This window comes from Hydrogenibacillus schlegelii (assembly GCF_001653195.1).
Taxonomy (GTDB): Bacteria; Bacillota; Bacilli; order Thermicanales; family DSM-22653; genus Hydrogenibacillus; species Hydrogenibacillus schlegelii.
In genome coordinates this window covers 1-19,189 of sequence record NZ_JXBB01000045.1, presented here as the reverse complement: position 1 = coordinate 19,189, position 19,189 = coordinate 1, and the positions used below count along the sequence as shown (strand labels likewise).

At 65.7% G+C, this 19,189-nt stretch carries 15 protein-coding genes and 1 pseudogene; all 16 read right to left on the bottom strand.

Annotated features, from left to right (window positions below; genetic code table 11):
- Positions 1-2: 2 nt before the first annotated feature.
- Positions 3-2,216, bottom strand: coding sequence for a polyribonucleotide nucleotidyltransferase (locus SA87_RS09605; protein ID WP_066202410.1), 2,214 nt, complete (start codon positions 2,214-2,216; stop codon positions 3-5).
- A gap of 75 nt (positions 2,217-2,291) precedes the next feature.
- Positions 2,292-2,561, bottom strand: coding sequence for a 30S ribosomal protein S15 (gene rpsO, locus SA87_RS09600; RefSeq protein WP_066202409.1), 270 nt, complete (start codon positions 2,559-2,561; stop codon positions 2,292-2,294).
- Between the two features lie 100 nt (positions 2,562-2,661).
- Positions 2,662-3,621, bottom strand: a complete 960-nt coding sequence (locus SA87_RS09595; protein WP_066202407.1) for a bifunctional riboflavin kinase/FAD synthetase — start codon at positions 3,619-3,621, stop codon at positions 2,662-2,664.
- 34 nt (positions 3,622-3,655) lie between these two features.
- Positions 3,656-4,588: a tRNA pseudouridine(55) synthase TruB gene (truB, locus tag SA87_RS09590; RefSeq protein WP_156423484.1), complete on the bottom strand. Its 933-nt coding sequence runs from the start codon at positions 4,586-4,588 to the stop codon at positions 3,656-3,658.
- Between the two features lie 155 nt (positions 4,589-4,743).
- Positions 4,744-5,745, bottom strand: coding sequence for a DHH family phosphoesterase (locus SA87_RS09585; protein ID WP_066441292.1), 1,002 nt, complete (start codon positions 5,743-5,745; stop codon positions 4,744-4,746).
- Complete coding sequence (gene rbfA / locus SA87_RS09580; protein WP_066202405.1) at positions 5,742-6,212, bottom strand: 30S ribosome-binding factor RbfA; 471 nt, start codon at positions 6,210-6,212, stop codon at positions 5,742-5,744. The genes SA87_RS09585 and rbfA overlap by 4 nt, the downstream gene beginning before the upstream one ends.
- Before the next feature lie 24 nt (positions 6,213-6,236).
- Positions 6,237-9,032, bottom strand: coding sequence for a translation initiation factor IF-2 (gene infB, locus SA87_RS09575; protein ID WP_066202403.1), 2,796 nt, complete (start codon positions 9,030-9,032; stop codon positions 6,237-6,239).
- 13 nt (positions 9,033-9,045) lie between these two features.
- Positions 9,046-9,378, bottom strand: coding sequence for a L7Ae/L30e/S12e/Gadd45 family ribosomal protein (locus SA87_RS09570; protein WP_066202401.1), 333 nt, complete (start codon positions 9,376-9,378; stop codon positions 9,046-9,048).
- Entirely contained in the window at positions 9,368-9,646 is a 279-nt protein-coding gene (rnpM, locus tag SA87_RS09565) for an RNase P modulator RnpM (protein WP_066202399.1), read from the bottom strand. Before rnpM ends, SA87_RS09570 begins: the two co-directional genes overlap by 11 nt.
- Before the next feature lie 264 nt (positions 9,647-9,910).
- Positions 9,911-10,981: pseudogene (nusA, locus tag SA87_RS09560) on the bottom strand (transcription termination factor NusA); the annotation flags it as partial.
- 72 nt (positions 10,982-11,053) lie between these two features.
- Entirely contained in the window at positions 11,054-11,512 is a 459-nt protein-coding gene (locus tag SA87_RS09555) for a ribosome maturation factor RimP (protein ID WP_245637707.1), read from the bottom strand.
- Between the two features lie 85 nt (positions 11,513-11,597).
- Positions 11,598-12,995 (bottom strand): MFS transporter, encoded by a 1,398-nt coding sequence (locus SA87_RS09550; RefSeq protein WP_066202395.1) that lies wholly within the window; start codon positions 12,993-12,995, stop codon positions 11,598-11,600.
- A 137-nt stretch (positions 12,996-13,132) separates the two neighbouring features.
- The gene (gene cysK / locus SA87_RS09545) at positions 13,133-14,083 is read right to left on the bottom strand and encodes a cysteine synthase A (RefSeq protein WP_066202393.1); all 951 of its coding nucleotides are present in this window, start codon (positions 14,081-14,083) and stop codon (positions 13,133-13,135) included.
- Positions 14,084-14,347: 264 nt separating this feature from the next.
- A complete protein-coding gene (locus SA87_RS09535; protein ID WP_156516531.1) occupies positions 14,348-15,079 on the bottom strand; it encodes a hypothetical protein in 732 nt (243 codons plus the stop codon).
- A gap of 224 nt (positions 15,080-15,303) precedes the next feature.
- Positions 15,304-16,731, bottom strand: a complete 1,428-nt coding sequence (locus SA87_RS09530; protein WP_169816953.1) for a Wadjet anti-phage system protein JetD domain-containing protein — start codon at positions 16,729-16,731, stop codon at positions 15,304-15,306.
- Positions 16,724-19,081 carry an SbcC/MukB-like Walker B domain-containing protein gene (locus SA87_RS09525; protein WP_082910526.1) on the bottom strand — a complete coding sequence of 786 codons (2,358 nt, stop codon included), beginning with the start codon at positions 19,079-19,081 and terminating at the stop codon, positions 16,724-16,726. The genes SA87_RS09530 and SA87_RS09525 overlap by 8 nt, the downstream gene beginning before the upstream one ends.
- Positions 19,082-19,189 lie beyond the last annotated feature (108 nt).

The following is a 19,189-nucleotide window of genomic DNA, read 5'->3' as shown; positions in this document are numbered from 1 at the left end:
CGTCATTTCGCTTTGTACTTCGGCTTTGGCGTCGGGCGCGGCGCCGGGCCCGGGGGCCTCCCGCCGGCCCCGTCGGAGCCGCCCGAAGCGGCGTCCCCCGCTCCGGAGCCCCCTTGGTCCATGATCACCGCCTTGCGGGAGAGGTTGACCCGCCCGTACTCGTCGATCTCGATCACCTTGACGAGAATCGTATCGCCCACTTTGACGACGTCCTCGACGCGGTTCACCCGCGTCGGAGCGAGCTGTGAGATGTGGACGAGGCCTTCCTTGCCGGGGAGCACTTCGACGAAGGCACCGAACTTTTCAATGCGCTTGACGGTGCCGAGGTACGTCTCGCCGACGACGACCTCCCGGACGATGTTTTCGATGAGCTCCTTCGCCCGGGCGTTTTTCTCCGGATCCGGCGAGGCGATGTAGATCGTCCCGTCCTGCTCGATGTCGATCTCGGTCCCCGTCTCCTCGATGATCCGGTTGATCACCCGTCCGCCGGGGCCGATGACTTCCCGGATCTTCTCCGGATCGATCTTCATCGTGAGGATCTTCGGCGCGTACGGCGACAGCGTCGGCCGCGGCTCGGCGATCGCCTCCCGCATCTTTTCGAGGATGAAAAGGCGCGCCCGCCGGGCCTGAAGGAGCGCCTCGCGCATGATGTCGACGGTGATGCCGGCGATCTTGATGTCCATCTGGAGCGCCGTCACGCCTTCGGCCGTCCCGGCAACCTTGAAGTCCATGTCGCCGAGGTGATCTTCCATCCCCTGGATGTCGGTGAGCACCGCGTAGCGGTCGCCTTCCATGATGAGCCCCATCGCGATGCCGGCGACCGGCGCCCTGATCGGCACGCCCGCGTCCATGAGGGCCATCGACGAAGCGCAGATGCTCGCCTGGGAGGTCGAACCGTTCGATTCGAGCACTTCCGACGTCAAACGGATCGTGTACGGGAATTCTTTTTCGCTCGGGATGACCGGCTCCAGCGCCCGCTCACCGAGGGCCCCGTGGCCGATTTCCCGCCGGCTCGGCGCCCGAAGCGGCCGGGCCTCCCCCGTGCTGAACGGCGGAAAGTTGTAGTGGTGCATAAAGCGCTTCTCATCTTCCAGACCGAGGTCGTCCAGGATCTGAGCGTCCGACAGCGGCCCCAGGGTGCAGACCGACAGCACCTGCGTCTGGCCGCGGGTGAACACCGCCGAACCGTGGGTGCGGGCGAGGACGCCGACCGCCGTCGTGATCGGCCGAATCTCGTCGAGGCCCCGACCGTCGGGGCGGACGCCGTCGTGGACGATCATCCGCCGCACTTCTTCCTTCAGGATCGTCTCCAGGGCCGCCCGCACGTCTTTGAGGCGAAGCTCCCGCTCGGCCGCATCCGGGACCTCCTCGGCCCACAGCTCGTCGTAAAACGCCAGAACGTCCTGAAAGACGGCTTCGATCGCCGCCTCCCGTCCGCTTTTGTCCGGCGTCCGGATCGCCTCGAGGAGCCGCTCCCGGGCGACGTTCCGCACATCGTCGACGAGGGCCGGATCGAGGGCCTGGGCTTCGACGGTAAGCTTCGGCTTGGCGACCTCCGCCGCCACCCGCTCCTGAAAGAGGCAGAGCTCCCGGATGTACCGGTGGGCAAAGGCGATCGCTTCGACGATCTCCTCTTCCTTCACGAAACGGGCGCCGGCCTCCACCATCGTGATGGCGTCCTTCGTCCCGGCCACAACGAGGTGAAGGTCGCTTTTTTCCTGCTCTTCCACCGACGGGTTGATGACGAAGCGGCCGTCCACCCGGCCGACGATGACGGCCCCGATCGGCCCCTGGAAGGGGATTTCGGAGATCATGAGCGCAAGCGACGTCCCGTTCATCGCCGCGATCTCCGGCGAAAAGTTCTGATCGACCGAAAGGACGAGATCGACCACCTGCACCTCATGCCGGAAGCCGTCCGGGAAGAGCGGTCGGATCGGACGGTCGATGAGCCGGCTCGTCAGGATCGCCTTGTCGCTCGGCCGGCCTTCCCGTTTGATGAATCCGCCGGGGATCTTTCCGACCGCGTACAGCCGTTCTTCGTAGTTGACCGTGAGCGGAAAGAAGTCGACGTCCTTCGGCTCCTTCGACACCGTGGCCGTGCAGAGGACGGCGGTATCGCCGAAGCGGACGAAGACGGCACCGCTCGCCTGTTTGGCGTATGTGCCGATGTCGAACGACATCATTTTTCCGGCGATGTCGACTTCGTAGACGGCCATCGGCAGCCCCCTTTCGATCCGACCGCCGGCACCGGCCGGCGGTCGACGGAGAAAAGGCGGGGTCGCCCCCGCCGATTACCGACGCAACTCGAGCTTTTCGATCAGCGCGCGGTAGCGCGCCGGATCAAGACGGCGCAAATAATTTAAAAGCTTCCGGCGATGGCCGACCATCTTCAAGAGCCCCCGCCGGGAATGATGATCCTTCCGATGCACCTTGAGGTGCTCGCTCAGCTCCTTGATCCGCTCCGTGAGGATCGCGATCTGCACTTCCGGCGAACCGGTGTCCTCCGGATGCGTCTGAAACGCTTTGATGATCTCCTGCTTCCGCTCTTGCGTGAGCGCCATCGGACGTCCTCCTCCGTTCTAACCCCCAAAAGCCCCGCGGGCGGATGCCGACCCGCCGAGCTTCGGGTTTTCTGTCCGGGCTTTCCATCCGTCGGCCGCGCTACCGGCCGGCCGGCGGCGGAGAATCGGTTGAAGTATACCATACGAACTCCGACTTCGCAAACGCCACATCCCGGGCGATCTGCGCCTTCAAGGCTTCGAGGTCGGCAAACTTCTGCTCCGGCCGAATGAAAAAGAGAAGCTCCAGCCGGATCGTCCGGCCGTAGAGATCGCCGTCGAAGTCGAGGAGATGCACCTCGACGTTCGGCACGGCGTCTTTGCCGACCGTCGGCCGCACGCCGACGTTCATCACCGCGGGGCGACGTCGGCCCTCAAGCTCCACGCTCACGCCGTAGACGCCGTACCGCGGCAGGGCATAGGGAGCGCTTAAGGCGAGGTTCGCGGTCGGAAAGCCGATCGTCCGCCCCCGCCCGTCGCCGCGGACGACCGTGCCGGCGAGGGCGTACGGCCGGCCGAGGAGGCGGCGCACCGTCCGGATATCGCCGGCGGCCAGAGCGGCGCGGATGCGCCGGGAGCCGATCTTCTCCCCGTCTTCTGAGATCGCCGGGACGACCTCGACCCGATCCGGCGCCTCCGGCGCCAGATCGGCCGGCCGACCGACGGCGCCCCGTCCGAAGCGAAAATCTTCTCCGACGACGAAGTGGACGATGCGAAGCGGATCCAGAATCTTCCGGCGGAATTCCTCCGGCGTCATCGCCGCCAGCTCCGGCGTGAAGCGAACGAGATAGAGGCGCCGCATTCCCAGACGCTCGAGCTGGCGCACCTTCTCCTCGAGGGGCGTGAGATAAGTGGCGACGAGGTCCTGGCCGAGGACGGTCCGGGGATGCGGGTGAAAGGTCACCAACGCCGGCTCGGCGCCCCGCTCTTCCGCCCGCTCGACCGCGCGGCGAAGGACGGCCTGATGCCCCCGGTGGAGGCCGTCAAACGTCCCGACGGCCGCCACCGCCGGCGGCCGGTCGCCGCCTAAGGAATACGGCGGTTCGATGCGTTCGATGTGCATGGCCTTCCCTCCTTCAGCAAGGCTCCGGGCCTCGTCAGACGAGCACCCGCTCCGCCACCGCCCACGCCTCCCCTCGGCGTTTTCCGGCATCGGCCACCCGGTAGACGGCGAGGAGGCGACCGCCCTCGTCCCGGACCGCCACCCGCGACCCCGGAGCCAGGGCACGGAGCGCCGGGTCGGCCGGCGGCGGAAGGGCCGAACCGGCCCTCACCCGTTCCCGTCCCTCCCGGGCGACGACCACCGTCGGAAGAAACGAAAGGGCGTGCTCCATCGGCACGAGGTGCCGCTCGAGCGTCCCGCAGCCTGAAGCCGCCTCCAGCTCTTCCAGCGTCCGGGCCTCGGACAGGGAAAACCCGCCGCTTTCCGTCCGCACGAGCCACCCCATGTGCGCCGGAAGGCCGAGGGCCCGACCGACGTCGACGCAGAGCGTCCGGACGTACGTCCCGCTCGAGGCCCGAAGGTCGAATACGACCCGGGGATCCGGCCGGTCGAGGTCCATCGCGAGGATCTCGAGCGCCTCGATGACCACCCGCCGGGGGGGCCGCGCCACCGTCTCGCCGCGGCGGGCCCGCTCATAAAGCGGCACGCCGCCCACCTTGACCGCCGAGACCATCGGCGGAGTCTGGTCGTACGTCCCGACGAACCGCCGAAAGGCCGCCCGGACCGCCGCCGGATCGAGGCCGGCCGCCGCCTTTTCTTCGATGACGCGGCCGGTCCAGTCTTCGGTGTCCGTCGCCGCGCCGCCGATCCATTCGGCGGTATACCGCTTCGGCAAAAGATGGAGATAATCCAAAAGCCGCGTCGCCCGGCCGACGCCGATCGGGAGCACTCCGGTCGCCTCCGGGTCAAGCGTCCCGCCGTGGCCGACCTTCGGCCGGCCCCACGGCCGAAGGAGGCGCCGCAGGCGCTCGACAACGTCGTGGGACGTCATCCCGGGTGGTTTGTCGACGATGAAAAATCCGTCCACGGCGCACCCTCCCGCCCCTGAATCCGTCGGCCCCGGCGGCCGGCGAAACGCCACGGCGCCTGGGCCGTCGGGAGCTTTCGACGATACCCGGCGACGATGGGGGTCGAACGATCGCCGGGGCGCCAGGGCTCAGCCCGACGCCGGCGCTCCGCCCGTCAGAGCACCGCCTCGAGGGCCCGGATGACCGCCTCGCGGGCGGCCGAAAGGGGCGGGGGAAGGAGCGCCCCGGCCGCCCGCACGTGGCCGCCGCCGCCAAACTGCCGGGCGAGCGCCGCGACGTCGACCGTCCGCCGGGAACGAAAGCTCACCTTGATCCCGTCCGACTGCTCCCGGAGGAGAACGGCCACCTCTACGCCTTCGATGTTTCGGGCGTAGTGGACGAGCCCTTCGGAAGCGTCCAGGTCGGCGTCGGTTTCCCGAAGGAGCGCTTCGGTGACTTCGACGAGCGCCACCCGGCCGCCCAAGACGAGGCGGATGTCGGAAAGCGCACGGGCGAGCAGGCGGACCTGGGAGAGACTCATCGTCTCCAGGGCATGTTCGGCGATGAAGTACGGTTCCGCCCCTCGCTCGACGAGTTCCGCCGCATCGTGCAGCACCTTGGGCGACGTGTTCTGGTAGCGGAAACCGCCGGTATCGGTGAGGATGCCGGTGTAGAGCGCCGTCGCCAGGTCCTGATCGAGGGGAAGGCCGACGGCCCGAACGAAGTCGTAGACGACTTCGCTCGTCGAGGAGGCGTCCGGCCGGACGACGTTGATATGGCCGTAACCGTCGTTCGTGGCGTGGTGGTCGATGTTGACGATCTCGGCCTCCGGGTCGAGGAGCGCCTCCGCCGCGCCGATCCGCTCCCGGTCAGCGCAATCGACGAAGATCGCCCGGCGAAACCGGCCGTGCCGCTCAAGGCGTTCGGAAAAGGCCTCCGGGGGCAGGATGGCGTGAAAGGCGGGCAGATAATCGAACCGCTTCGGCGGCGGGTCGGCGTTCGCCATCGCCGCCGGACGGCCCAGGACGGTCAGGAGATGATGGATCGCCGTCTGCGCCCCCAGAGAATCGCCGTCCGGCCGGACGTGGGAGAGGACGAGCACCTCGTCCGTCGGATCGCCTCCGCCGGCGAGCATCCAGCGGTAAAGCGCCTCGTAGGCGGACCGAAGGGCGTTCACGGCGACGCCTCCCCGCCGGCGCCCTCCCGGCCGTCCGGAAAACGTTCGGCCTCTCCGGCCCCGGCGTCCGTCCGCTCTCCGGCTGCCTCCGGACCGGTGGCCGCGTCCCGCCCGCTTCCGGGATCCGCCTGCCGGAGGTCCCGGAGGATGCGATCGATGCGCATGCCGTAGTCGAGGGAGGAATCGTACCTAAAGTCGAGTTCCGGCACGTGCCGGACTTCGATCCGCCGGGCGAGTTCGCTCCGGAGAAAGCCATGCGCCCGCCGGAGCGCCTCGAGGGCGGCCTCCCGGGTCGAATCGTCCCCGAGCACCGAGACGAAAACCCGCGCCTCGAGAAGATCCGGCGTCACCTCGACGTCGGTGACGGTCACAAAGCCGACCCGGGGATCCTTCAGTTCCGTCTGGATGAGACGGCCGAGCTCTTTTTTGATCTGCTCGGCGATCCGCTCCTGCCTGATCCGCCGCACGGCGATTCTCTCCTTTGGGGGCCGTCACGCCTGGGGCACGGCTTCCATGACGTAGGCTTCGATGAGATCGCCTTCTTTGACGTCGTTGTACCCTTGGATTTTAAGCCCGCACTCGTACCCCTGGGTGACTTCCCGCACATCGTCTTTGAACCGCTTCAAGGACTCGATCTTGCCGTCGTGGATGACGATGCCGTCCCGGATGACCCGGACGTGCGCGTCCCGGGTGATCTTCCCTTCGGTGACGTACAGGCCGGCGATCGTGCCGACGCGGGAGGCGAAAAACGTCTGGCGCACCTCGGCCATGCCGATGACCTTTTCTTCGTAGACCGGCTCGAGGAGGCCCTTGAGCGCCGCTTCGATCTCTTCGATCGCCTTATAGATGACGTTGTAGAGGCGGATGTCGATCTTTTCCCGCTCGGCGATCGCCTTGGCGTTGGCGTCGGGCCGGACGTTGAAGCCGATGATGACCGCTCGGGCCGCCGAGGCGAGCATGACGTCGGATTCGTTGATCGCGCCGACGCCGGCGTGGACGATGCGGACTCGGACGCCTTCGACCTTGATCTTTTCGATCGCCGCCCGGAGCGCCTCGACGGAGCCGTGGACGTCGGCCTTGAGGATGAGGGCGAGCTCCTTGGTGTCGCCCTGCTGGATCTGGCTGAAGAGCTCGTCGAGGCTGACGTGCTTTTTCTTGAGCTCTTGCTCCCGCTTCTTGAGCGCCCGCTCCTCGGCGATCTGCTTCGCCTTGGCGTCGTCTTCGAAGACCATAAAGGCGTCGCCGGCTTCCGGCACGTCTTCGAGGCCGGTGATCTCCACCGGCGTCGACGGGCCGGCTTCCGTCAGGCGCCGGCCGAGGTGGTCGTGCATCGACCGGACGCGGCCGTAGATCGTCCCGACGACGAGGGCGTCGCCGACTTTGAGCGTGCCGTTTTGGACGAGGACCGTCGCCACCGGCCCCCGACCCCGGTCGAGCTTCGCCTCGATCACCGTCCCCCGGGCCCGCTTGTTCGGGTTGGCCCGAAGTTCTCGCATCTCGGCGACGAGGAGGATCATCTCGAGGAGTTCGTCGATGCCCTGGTGCCTGAGCGCCGAGACGTGGACGAAGATCGTGTCGCCGCCCCATTCCTCGGGAATGAGGCCGTGTTCCGCAAGCTCCTGCTTGACCCGGTCGGGGTTGGCGTCGGGCTTGTCGATTTTGTTCACCGCCACGATGATCGGCACGCCGGCGTCCCGGGCGTGGCTTAAAGCTTCGAGCGTCTGCGGCATGACGCCGTCGTCGGCGGCGACGACGAGGACGACGATGTCGGTCACTTTGGCGCCCCGGGCCCGCATGGCGGTGAACGCCTCGTGGCCCGGCGTGTCGAGGAAGGTGATGAACCGGCCGTCGAGCTCGACCTGGTAAGCGCCAATGTGCTGGGTGATGCCGCCGGCTTCCTGGGCGGCCACCCGGGTCTTCCGGATCGCGTCCAGGAGCGTCGTCTTGCCGTGGTCGACGTGGCCCATGACGGTGACGACCGGCGGCCGCGGCACGAGCGACGCTGGATCGTCCTGCTCTTCGATCGTCTCGAATTCGACTTCGTTGATGACGACCTTTTTCTCGACTTCGATGCCGTATTCGGAGGCGATGAGCGTCGCGGCGTCGAAGTCGATGTCCTGGTTGATCGTCGCGACGATGCCGAGCATGAAGAGCTTTTTGATCACTTCCGCCGGCTCGCGGCCGATCATCCGGGCGAACTCGCCGACGTTCACCCGCTCTTCGATGGCGATCTTCGTCGGCGTCACGCGGTCTTCGGCGTAGGTGACGTCTTTATGCTTCCGCTGCTTGTTCCGCTTTTTGCCGCTTCGCACCGGGGCCAGGGCGACGTCGTCGTCCTCGTCGAAGACGGCGACGCGCGGCTCTTTCTCCTTGATCGCCGGCTTTTTGCCGCCCTTTTTCGTCTCGGCTTTCGGCGAAAACAGCTCTTTCTCTTCTTTGTCCTTCTCTTTCTTGCCGCCGCGGCGGCGGGATTCGGTCTTCTCCTCCGTCACCGGTGCCGGCGGCACGTAAAGCCCCCGGCCGCGGCCCGGACGGCCGCCGCCGGGCCGTCCTCGATCGGAGCGCTCCCGGGGCCCGGCCGACGCCGCCGGGCGATCTCCACTCCGCTCCGGCCGGGCGTCGCGTCCCGTCGCCTCCCGCCGCTCGCCGCGGCCGTCCTGGGGCCGCCGATCGCGCTCGCCGCGGCCGTCTTGGGACCGCCGATCGCGGTCGGCCTGGCCGCCCCCGCCGGCCGCGGCGGGCTCCCGCCGCTCTTCCGCCGGCTCCCGACGTCCGTCGCCGCCCCGGCGGTCGCCACCCCCGCGGCCGCCCCGGCGACGGCGGCGCCGCTTATCGCCGCTTCGGCCGCTCGGGGCGCCCCCGGCCGTCGGCGCGCCGTCGGCCTCGCCCCCGGCACTGCCGGCGGCGACCCCGGCTTTCTCTTCCTTTTTCGTTTTCTCCTGCGTCTCGGTTCCGGTCGTTCCGACCGAAGAGGTTTTCGTGTCGCTCACCGTGTCACCTGTCCTTGTCGTGGCTTGGGCTTGCTGGGCTTCGCTTGCTTTCCGGCGTTCTTCGGCCTTTTTCAGTTCTTCCGCCTTGCGGCGCTCTTCCGCCTCGCGGCGGGCTTTTTCCGCCGCCGCCCGCTGGCGAATCTCCCGGAAAAACTGATCGATCTTCGCCTGCGCCTCTTCGTCGACGATGCTCATGTGGTTTTGCACCGGGATGTTCAGCCGCTTCAGGATGGTGATGATTTCTTTGCTGGACATATTCAGTTCCCGGGCGTATTCGTAGACGCGGTACTTGGCCATCGGCCCACCTCCTTCAGGGTGCCTCCCGTTCCGCTTCGCGGGCGCGCGCGAGATGTTCGAGCAAAAGGCGCGCAAACCCCGTCTCCACGACCGCCAAGGCGACGCGCGATGCTTTGCCGATGGCCGTTCCCAGGGCATACCGATCCGGACCTTCGATCAACGTCACCCCGTACGATCGGCACTTGTCGCGCACCGCTTTGCCGGTGTTCGGCCCGGCATCCCGGGCGAGGATGACGAGCTTCGCCTGGCCGGTCCGGATCGCGCGCAGGACGGCCTCTTCGCCGCTCACCACCTTTCGCGCCCGGACCGCGAGACCGAGCGTGGTCAAAAACGGATCAGCCTTCAAGTCTGAGCGCCCCCCATGCTTCTCTCAGCCGCTCGACGATCTCCGGCGTCAGCTCGACCCCGAGCGCCCGCTGGAACAGTTTCTTCTTGATTGCCGTCTCAAAGCACGCCGCGTTCGGGCAGACGTAAGCGCCCCGCCCGCCCTGGCGGCCGGTCGGATCGAGGCGGACGTCGCCGTCCGGCGTCCGGACGATGCGCACGAGCTCCCGCTTCGGGCGCTGAGCGCCGCAGGCGACGCACTTTCGGATGGGAATTTTCTTCGGCGCCACGCCTCACCCCTCCTTCGCCCGCCCTTCGCCGCCGGCCAGCGTCGCGGGAAGCGCCGCCTCGGCTTCCGACCCCGCTGCCGATCCTTCAGGCGGAAATGCGCCCGCCTCGCCCATCCCGGCCCGATCGTCCGTCCGCCCGGGGGCATCCGTCCGGTCGCCCGCCGGAACCGAGGCGGACGCCGGCGCTTCGTTCGGCAATCCGCCTGCCGCCGTCCCTTCCGCCGGCGCTTCGTCCACCGGCGCCCCGGCCGGCGAAGCCGTTTTCGCCGAAGATCCGTCCGTCGAAGCGGACTCCGCCAGCTCCCGCATCTGGGTTTCGCTCTTGATGTCGATCCGCAGGCCGGTGAGCTTGGCCGCCAGACGGGCGTTCTGGCCTTTTTTCCCGATGGCGAGGGAAAGCTGGTTGTCCGGGACGACGACCCGGGCCGTCCGGTCCCCCGCCTGAACGGTGACGGCGCTCACCTTCGCCGGGGAGAGGGCGTTTTTGACGAACTCCGCCGGGTCCTTGGACCAGCGGACGATGTCGATCTTCTCGCCGCCGAGCTCGTCGACGATCGCCTGCACGCGGCTTCCACGGGGGCCGACGCAAGCGCCGATCGGATCGACGTTCGGGTCCCGGGCAAAGACGGCGACCTTCGACCGGTCGCCCGGCTCGCGGGCGATCGCCTTGATCTCCACCGTGCCGTCGTAGATCTCGGGCACTTCCCGTTCAAAAAGCCGCCGCAAAAACTGGGGATCCGTCCGAGAGAGAAAAATTTGCGGGCCCTTTGTCCCTCGCTCGACCCGGACGATCACCGCCTTGACCCGCTCGCCGGGCGTGATCACATCGCCGGGCAGGAGGTCCGAAAAGGGGAGGATGCCTTCGGTTTTGCCGAGCTCGACGTAGACGTTTTTTCCGTCGATCCGCTGGACGAGGCCGATGATCAGTTCGGTTTCCCGTTCGGCGTACTCCTGGTAGATGAGCCCCCGTTCGACTTCCCGGATGCGCTGGGTGACGACGTTTTTCGCCGTCTGGGCGGCGACCCGGCCGAAGTCTTTCGGCGTCACCTCTTCCTCGATGACGTCGCCGACGCCGGCGGCCGGGTGGATCCGCCGGGCCGAATCGAGATCGATCTCGAGCCGCGGATCTTCGACCGCTTCCACGACCGTCTTTTGCGCAAGCACCCGGATGCGGCCGGTCGCCTCGTCGATCTCGACCCGGACGTTTTGCGCCGTGTTGTAATTTTTTTTGTAAGCGGCGATGAGGGCCTGCTTGATCGCTTCGATCAGAACGGCCTTGTCGATGCCTTTTTCTCGTTCGAGATCCTCGATCGCGCTCAAGAAATCGACGCGCATCGCGCCCCCTCCTTACCTCCCGTAGCCGCCGTCGCGCGGCGCTGCCGGTCTCTTCCGGGCTTCGTGCACCGCTCAGCCGATCATCGCCCGGCGGGCCAGCTTGACCTGAGCCCGGGGGATGGCCACCGGCCGGCCGTCCACCTCGACGACGAGCGGATCGGCCCCCGACCGAAGCGTCCCCTCGAAGACGGTGGCCCCGTCGACCGGCTCCCGCGTTTCGATGCGGACGAATTTGCCCTCCGCCCAGGCGAACTCCCGATCGGTCTTGAGGACCCGCTCCGCCCCGGGAGACGAAACTTCGAGGATGTAACTTTCCGAAATCGGATCTTCGTCGTCCAGACGCCGGCTTAAGGCTTCGTTCACCCGGGCGAGCTCGTCGACGCCGATGCCGCCCGGCTTGTCGACGAAAATCCTGAGGTAGCGGACGCCGTGTTCTTTGACGAACTCCAGATGGACGAGCTCCAGCCCCATCCGCTGAAGGAGCGGGAGCGCCAGCGACTCCACTTTGGCCTCGACGGCCCGGCGGTCCAAAGCGACACCTCCTCATACAAAAAACGAAGAGTGGGCGCGCCCACTCTTAACGCGGTCACTTATAACATCTCCCGCTTTCACTGTATCACAACTTCCGCGCCGGTGCAAGATGCCTTTGCCCCTGTCCGACAAACGTAAGCCCCCAGGCGAACAGCGAAAGGGCGAGGCCGACGAGCATGACGACCCGCACCCCCACCACCGCTTCCGCCGCTCCGTCGGGCCCGCCGACCCGGTCGAAGAGAAACGTCGCCACCGCGACCCCGAGCACCCGGCCGAGGTTGCGGACGGTGGCGATGATGCCGCCGGTGAGCCCCGTCGCCTCTTTCGGGACGCTCTCGAGGACGGCGACGTTGTTGGGCGGCTGGAAAAAGCCCATGCCGACGCCGAAGAGGGCAAGCCCGGCGACGACGAAACCGACCGGCGTCCGCGGCCCGAGAAGGGCGAGGATGCCGAAGGCGGCGGCCGATACGGCAAGCCCGATGAGCGACGGCAGCCGCGTGCCCCGGCGATCCGCCAACCCGCCGGCGACGGTTGAGGCGACGATCATGGCCACCGCCTGGGCGGTGATGACGAGGCCGATCCGGTCGGAGGTGTAGCCGCGGACGAGGTGCAGATAGTACGGGAGCACGATCTGGGGAAAGCCGATGAGGACGTACGACAAAAGCCCCGTCGCGTTGCCGACGGCAAACGTCGGGATGCGGAACAGGCCGAGGTGGATGAGCGGCTCGGGAACCCGGAGGCTCCGGACGATGTAGAGGACCCAGAAGAGGGCCGACGTGCCAAAGGCGGCCAAAGACGGGGCGCTGAAGAAGGAAAGGCGGCTTAAGCCGTTCAGCCCCTGCATCAAGGCCGAAACGGCGATCAAAAAATACGTCGCGCCGAGGACGTCGATCTGTTCCCGGACGACGGACGGGGAAGCCGGTCGCCGATTTTCCAAAAACACCCAGGCCCCGGCGGCCGCTAAAAGGCTGAACGGGACGTTGATCCAAAAGATCGCCGGCCAGCCGAAGTAGTGCAAAAGAAATCCGCCCATCGCCGGCCCGACGATCGTGCCGACGGCGACGACGCTCCCGATCATCCCCATCGGCCGGCCCCGCTCCCCCGGCGGGAACGTATCGGCGACGATCGACATGACGTTGGCCTGGATGAGGGCGCTTCCGATGCCCATGCCGAGGCGATAGACGATGAGGGCGGGGAGGCTTTTCGCCAGCGCCGCCAGGGCCGCAAAGCCGCCGAAGAGCGTCACTCCGGCGATAAAAAAGGGCTTTCGACCGTAGAGGTCGGAAAGCTTGCCGATCAAGGGAAGCGTCCCGGTGATGATCATGAGATAGGCGACGATGACCCACGAAAGCGTCTCGAGCCGCGTATGAAATTCCGCCTGCAGCGTCGGCAGCGCGACGTTCAGGACGCTCATGTCGACGTTGATCATGAACGTCCCCGTCGTCACGATGGCGAAGATGAGCCAGGCCCGCAACCGCAACACCTTCTTAGCTTCTTCGCTTCCGCTTAGCGTCTTAGCTTCCGAAGATTGAAAGGTCCGGCGACCGGCCGGGAAGCGGCGGGACGTCCGCGACCGGAAGGGCGGCGGCCAAACGGCGGCCGAAAGGAGCCGCTCGGACCTCAGTCGGCCGGAAAAACGTCGCTCGACAAGTATCGTTCCCCGGTATCGGCGGTCATGCTCACGACGAGCTTTCCCGGCCCGAGCATCTCGGCGAGCTTCAGGGCGGCAAAGACCGCCGCCCCCGACGACGGGCCGACGAGAATGCCCTCCTCCCGGGCGAGACGCCGGGTGATGGCGTACGCCTCGTCGTCTTCGACGAGGAAGATGTGGTCGTAGACCGAGCGGTTCAAAATCGGGGGGATGAAGCCGGGGCTTGTCCCGACGAGCTTGTGGGGGCCGGGGGAGCCGCCGGAGAGGACCGGCGACGTCTTCGGCTCGACGACGGCGATGACGAGGTCGGGGAAAACCCGCTTCAGCACCTCCCCGGTCCCCGTGATCGTCCCGCCGGTGCCGGCGGTGGCGACGAACCCGTCGAGACGACGGCCAAGGGCCGCCACCTGCGCCAGGATCTCCCGGGCCGTCGTCTCCCGGTGCGCCTGGGGATTGGCGGGATTTTCGAACTGCATCGGGATAAAGCTGTCGGGGATCTGGGCCGCAAGTTCCCGGGCCTTCTCCACCGCGCCGGGCATTTTTTTCTCTTTCGGCGTGAGCACGACCTCCGCCCCGTAGGCCTGAAGCAACTTGATCCGCTCGACGGTGCTCCCCTCCGGCATGACGAGGATGCAGCGGTAGCCTTTCGCCGCCGCCACCATCGCCAGCCCGATGCCGGTGTTGCCGGACGTCGGCTCGATGATCGTCGTCTTGCCGGGGGCGATCCGACCTTCTTCTTCCGCCGTCTTGATCATATAGTAAGCGGCCCGGTCTTTGACGCTGCCGCTCGGGTTGAAGTACTCGAGCTTGACGTAAATGTCGGCGTGCCGCTCGGTGATGAGGCGGTTCAGCTTGACAAGCGGCGTCCCGCCGATGAGCTCGTAAATATGGTCGACGACCGCCGGGTGCGCGGCCCGCATGGCGCTCCCTCGCTTTCAGCGGCTTTCGTTTTGTCGCTTCGGGTTACCGCCTTATTATACCGCTTTTTTCCCGCGGTGGAAAAAACCCGGGCCCCTCCGGCCGTGACGCCGAGACGTTTTTTCGGAGCGCGATTTCGACCTCCGTGTTGCCGAGGAGCTCCACCAAATCACGGAGGCGCGGCAGCGCGGAACCTCGGGCTCCCGACCGCTTCATCGTCGAAGCCTTCGAGGAGATGGCCGGCCCGGTCCGCGACTTCGAAGAAGTCACATCCCATAACCGATCGCACACACCCCGGCGGGCACCCAAAGCCAGGCGCGTCCCGCCGGTTTTTGGAAGCTTATATGATAGACGGTATAATACGGCAGCACTTCCATCTCCCAGACTTTCCCCGGCTCGGCCGCGAAGCTGAGGGTTTGGGTCCCGTCGAGGCGGATTTCCGGCGGATTCGGAACGGAAAACGCCTGCAGCACCTTCGAGATCGAAATGCCTTCGGAGCTCCCGAAACGATAAGGAACGGCTTCTCGAAAGGTCGTGCCTAGAGCGTGCGTCTGTGCGGCTTTTTCTCCCTCCGCATCCGATCCACCCGAAACAGCGGTCGCCGACGCTTTCGAGATCGGCGGTTCGCCTTTGATCCCGCAAGCCGCCGAGACATCGAGGGAAGATGCCGGATGATCGAGCTTCCGGTTCAGTTCGTCCAGGGTCGGCCGTTCAAGCGGATGGCTCCATCGATGCATCGACGGATCAAGGTCGATCGAAACGGTGACAATGCGGACGTTCGGACGACCGGGATACGTGGAAAAGTCATTGGCGGGGGGACCGGACAGGGAAGGCTTCTTGTCGCTCGAAAGCGCAAAAAGCGGTTCCGGTTCCACGGTCGGGGGGGAAGGCTCCTTAAAAAACGGGCCCCATCGAATCAGCATCCCGAAAAGCGCCACCGCCATCGCTCCGACCAGCCCGATCAAAAGCGGGCGCACCCCTCCGCGGCGCTCGAACATGCCGGACCCCCTTTGCTCCTTTTGGCAGATCGCCGTTTTTTTGGGCGGATCGCCGATTTGGCCGGTTTTTTGCCGTTCCTTCAAGAGAGGTCGCTCAGCGCCTCGATGTCCTCCCGAATGGGGCTCGCAAGAAGCATCGTCACTCCGCCCGCTCCACGAACGCTCGCGCGTGGTCAAGCCGCCGCTTCATGCCGACGAACAAGACCGAGCCATTCAACCGGACGCTACATCCGACCCCTGCGTTCGAGCGCATCTTTGACCGAATCGATGCTTTCCTGCTCCAGCCGGAGGCGGCGGTCGGCGATCCACCGCAAGACCGGACGCCATGCCTCATAGCGCGGATCGTCATGGAGCGCCGCCGCCGTTCGTGCATACCCTTCATCGACGGCCATGGCCCGATCCCGGTACGCCTCCAGCGTCTCGACGTCCATGAGCAGCGGAATGAGATCCGGGAAAAAACGCGTTTTCAAAAACGAAACGATCCGGATCCCGCCGATGTCGATGTCTCCCCAGTGATAGACGGGAATGCCCCGCGCCGATGCGCTCTCTGCCCGATAGGACGCCAGTTGCGCCAAAAACCGCTGCACGATCCGGCGCGGAAAGCCGCCGGTATAGATGACAAGCTCCGGTGCTCCGGCGCGTTCATGCACCCATTGATGAAAGCTGGTCCAGTTTTCGATCAAAACGACGCGTTCGGCGTCCAGGCCGACGATCTCCGACCGGCGAAGGAACGATGAGGACAGGCCGACGCCGCCGGATAGGGCCTCGAAGTTCAACCGTTCTTCGAGGTTCGGCCGCTTTTCTGAGGCAGAAACGCGATGGGCGGGCGGGCCTTCCGCCGCCTGCCCATTTCCCTGCCGCCGGGTTTTAAGAACGATCGGTCCGTTCAACCAGAGGGAGCCCGGATTGTCGAGGATGCCCACGCTGTCGAGGAGCACTTCACGACTTTGAGGACCGTCGTCTGACGCTTCATGGTCGGGATCCCACGCCAGGAAGTCCGTTGGCGCATGCCGTTTTAAAAGCATCAACAAGCGTCGCTCGACGTGGCGCTCAAAATATTTGCTGTCGCCAAACAGCCGCTGGCTGAACAGGCGCTTCAGTTCGCCGTCTTCGTCGACATGCGGCAATGTCAAAAGCACCCGGACGAAGGGAGCGGCCGCCTCCGGATCGTCAAACGGGGCCGAAGGCCGACGGTGTTCCGCAAGCCGTCCGTCGATCTCCACCCACAGGTCGCGCACCCATGTCCACGGATGATCCTGAAGGGGGCTCAGCACCGACCGCAGGCGCTCGAGCACGGCGTCATACGGATCGCGCCCGATCAGACGATAGGCGGCGTCGATCCCGCCCCATTCCAGCTGCACCCGTTCGAGCATGTCACCCTCTCGAAAGCGCTCCCATTTGAGCGAAAGAACGCCGGCGGCGGCGAGCGCCCGGCAGACGTCATTCATCCAAACCCGCTTTTTGTAGTCCATTTCGTCCGTATAATCCGTCCAAAAAGCACTCTTCCGCAAAACCAGCTGCGGGCGACGGGCCCCCGGCCGATGCCCCTCCGGCCGGTGGTCCGGGCGGCGCCGCACGCTCCGTTCATAGCGGTCCAACAGCTCCCCGAGCAGCCGTTCCTGGAACGCACGCTTAAAGGTTGCTTCATTCATCGGCATCGACCTCTCCGCGATCGTCTCCGGCGGCTTCGCCGGCCGGGACATAGAAAAGCGGATCGACAAACGAACGATATCCCACCCGGCTGACGACGAGCGTCGTCGTCATGTGCGGAAACATATGCTGCATTTTTTCATCCGGCGCGACGGCGATGAGCTGGAGTTCGAGCTGTTTGATCAGCTTCAGGCTGGCCTCGATGCGCGCTTCGTCCATCTTGTTGAACGCTTCGTCAAAGACGACGAGGCGCAGCGTCTTTCGGGAACGGTACAGGTGATAAAACGAAGCGAGAATGGCGATGTAAAACGGCGTCTGCGTCTCCCCGCCCGATTTTTCACGCAGGTATTTGGAGAATCGGTAGCTCCCGGCCGAATTCGAGATGACCAGATCAAAATCCAGGTAATTTTGGTAGTTCGTGAACGTTTCGAGGTCCCCTTCCTCTCCGCGGACGAGCCTTTCAAACAGTCCCGCGAGCACCTGCGCGCGCTCGTCTTCCGACGGAGCGAACAGCGACGGCACTTCGTCGCGCTCGAGCAAAAAGGGGTCCATGACCGCGTCATAGAAGGCTTTCATTCGCGGGTGCGCCTTGACTTCAAAGGCATACCGGTCATCGGAAAAGGGGAAATGCCGAAGCGCGTAGTTGAGTTCCTCGAACTCGCTCTTCGCCGCCTGCAGCGCTTCCCTCAGCTGAAAGACGAAACTCGCTTTGAACTCCTCTTCCGACTGCCGGCGCGCCGCCTCCGCTTTCTCCCGGTAGGCCGGCAGATCGACCTGCTCGAGCTGCTCGAACAGTCGGTCGAAAGCCGCGTTGTCCGGCGCGTCCGCCGGAGCGACAAACCCATAGGTCAGGTTGTACTCCGTCCGCTGTCGGACCAGCTCCTGAAAGGCCTGAACGCTCCGCGTCAAATTGCCCCTGCGGTTGTTCTCCCAGTTGTCGATCTTCCGGGCCAGCGTTTCTTGCAGCGCCGGTGTGGCCGTCTCCGGCCGTCGTGCCGATGCCGGCGACGGCTCAGGCGCCTGGAACGGGGACGGGGCCTCTTCCCCCCACGCCTCCTTCAGGCGCTCCCGCGCCGTATCGACGTACGCGCCGTACGCCGAAAGCCACTCCGAAACGACGGCGGTCGCTTGCTCCAGAGCCTCTTTCGCCGTGCGAACGTCCGCTTCCGCATGATCCCGTAAGACTTTAAGCTCCGACGCTTTTTTCGTCCATTCGGCATTTTCTTCCTTGAGTTTCTGTTCTTCTTTGCGCCAGCCGCGGTAATCCGCTTCAAGCCGCTCGAGTTCCTTGTACAGGTCGGAACTCAGGAGCACCGCGCGCTCACCTTCCGCTTCGGCGAGGTGAGTACGGAGTTCGCCGATCGTTTCCGCGATCGTGAGGTGTTCCTTCATCCACCTGAACTTCTCGACCTTTTCGCTCAGACGCTTTTCCCACCATTCGACCTCCGCCGACGCCGCCCTCAGCCCCTCGCGGTCCGCACGAAGGCGAATCAACGCTTCTTTGCGGCGTTCGATCTGCCTGGGGATCGCCTTCTCGCCGATGAACGGCTCTTCGTACGTCTTTTTGCGCAACTGACGGGCGACGAAGTTGTGATAGACCATGCCCGTCCGCGTCACCGCCGTGCGGTGCGCGCGAAGCGCCGCTTCATCGTCGGCCTTCATCACCTGTCCGAGCAGGTGATCGATGTGCGCCTGGACGAGCGGATCGTGCGTCTCCAGCTCTTCCGCCAGCGACCCGCGCCGCGCCGTCCCCAGATAACGCCGTTCTTTTTCCGTATCGACGAGCCCGACGCCCTCGATGCCCCGGGCCTTCTTTTCCCGCTCATAAAGGCGGAGCGCTTCGCCGAAGACTTCCGGCGCGACGAGGAGATCGAAACGCCGGGTATTCAAATACCCTTCGATGGCGTTCCGCCATTCCTCATCGCGCACTTCCATCCGTTCGCAGAAGATGATGACCGGAGAACGCCCCGCCAGACGCTCTTCGAGCAGGGCCTTCAGCCGCTCCACCTCGATCGGGTAGGTGACCTGCCGCCGGTGGAGGCGGTCGAGTTCCTCCCGGGTCCGCTTGATCTCTTCATCCAGCTGCCGGAGTCGATCGCCCAATCGCGTGCGTTCTTCGACGAGCCGGCGCTGCCAGTCGGCGAGCGCCGTCCCCGCTTCCAGAAAAGCAGACTGAGATGCGGCATCAAGAGGCGTCCCGGCGGCGATCCGATGCCTCAGGGCACCGACCCCTTCGATGAAGCGCCGGGTCCGCTCCCGATCCGCGTCGCTCCACACCCATCCTCCCGCCCCGGGCCATTCGGCGAAATCCGTGAGGACGGCAGCAAGATCGTCAGTCGTGTCCGGTATCATGTGTAAAAACGGATGGTCCAGGTAACATAAAATGAGCCATCCGGCCCTCTTTGGTAGAATGTGAGACGGAGAAGAAACCACTTCACCAGGAGGGATACCGGATGGCTC

Coding starts and splice junctions, on each gene's coding strand:
- SA87_RS09605 (WP_066202410.1), bottom strand. CDS start 2,216: ATGGCCGTCTACGAAGTCGACATCGCCGGAAAAATGATGTCGTTCGAC.
- rpsO (WP_066202409.1), bottom strand. CDS start 2,561: ATGGCGCTCACGCAAGAGCGGAAGCAGGAGATCATCAAAGCGTTTCAG.
- SA87_RS09595 (WP_066202407.1), bottom strand. CDS start 3,621: ATGCACATCGAACGCATCGAACCGCCGTATTCCTTAGGCGGCGACCGG.
- infB (WP_066202403.1), bottom strand. CDS start 9,032: ATGGCCAAGTACCGCGTCTACGAATACGCCCGGGAACTGAATATGTCC.
- cysK (WP_066202393.1), bottom strand. CDS start 14,083: ATGCGGGCCGCGCACCCGGCGGTCGTCGACCATATTTACGAGCTCATC.
- SA87_RS09535 (WP_156516531.1), bottom strand. CDS start 15,079: ATGTTCGAGCGCCGCGGAGGGGTGCGCCCGCTTTTGATCGGGCTGGTC.
- SA87_RS09530 (WP_169816953.1), bottom strand. CDS start 16,731: ATGAATGAAGCAACCTTTAAGCGTGCGTTCCAGGAACGGCTGCTCGGG.
- SA87_RS09525 (WP_082910526.1), bottom strand. CDS start 19,081: ATGATACCGGACACGACTGACGATCTTGCTGCCGTCCTCACGGATTTC.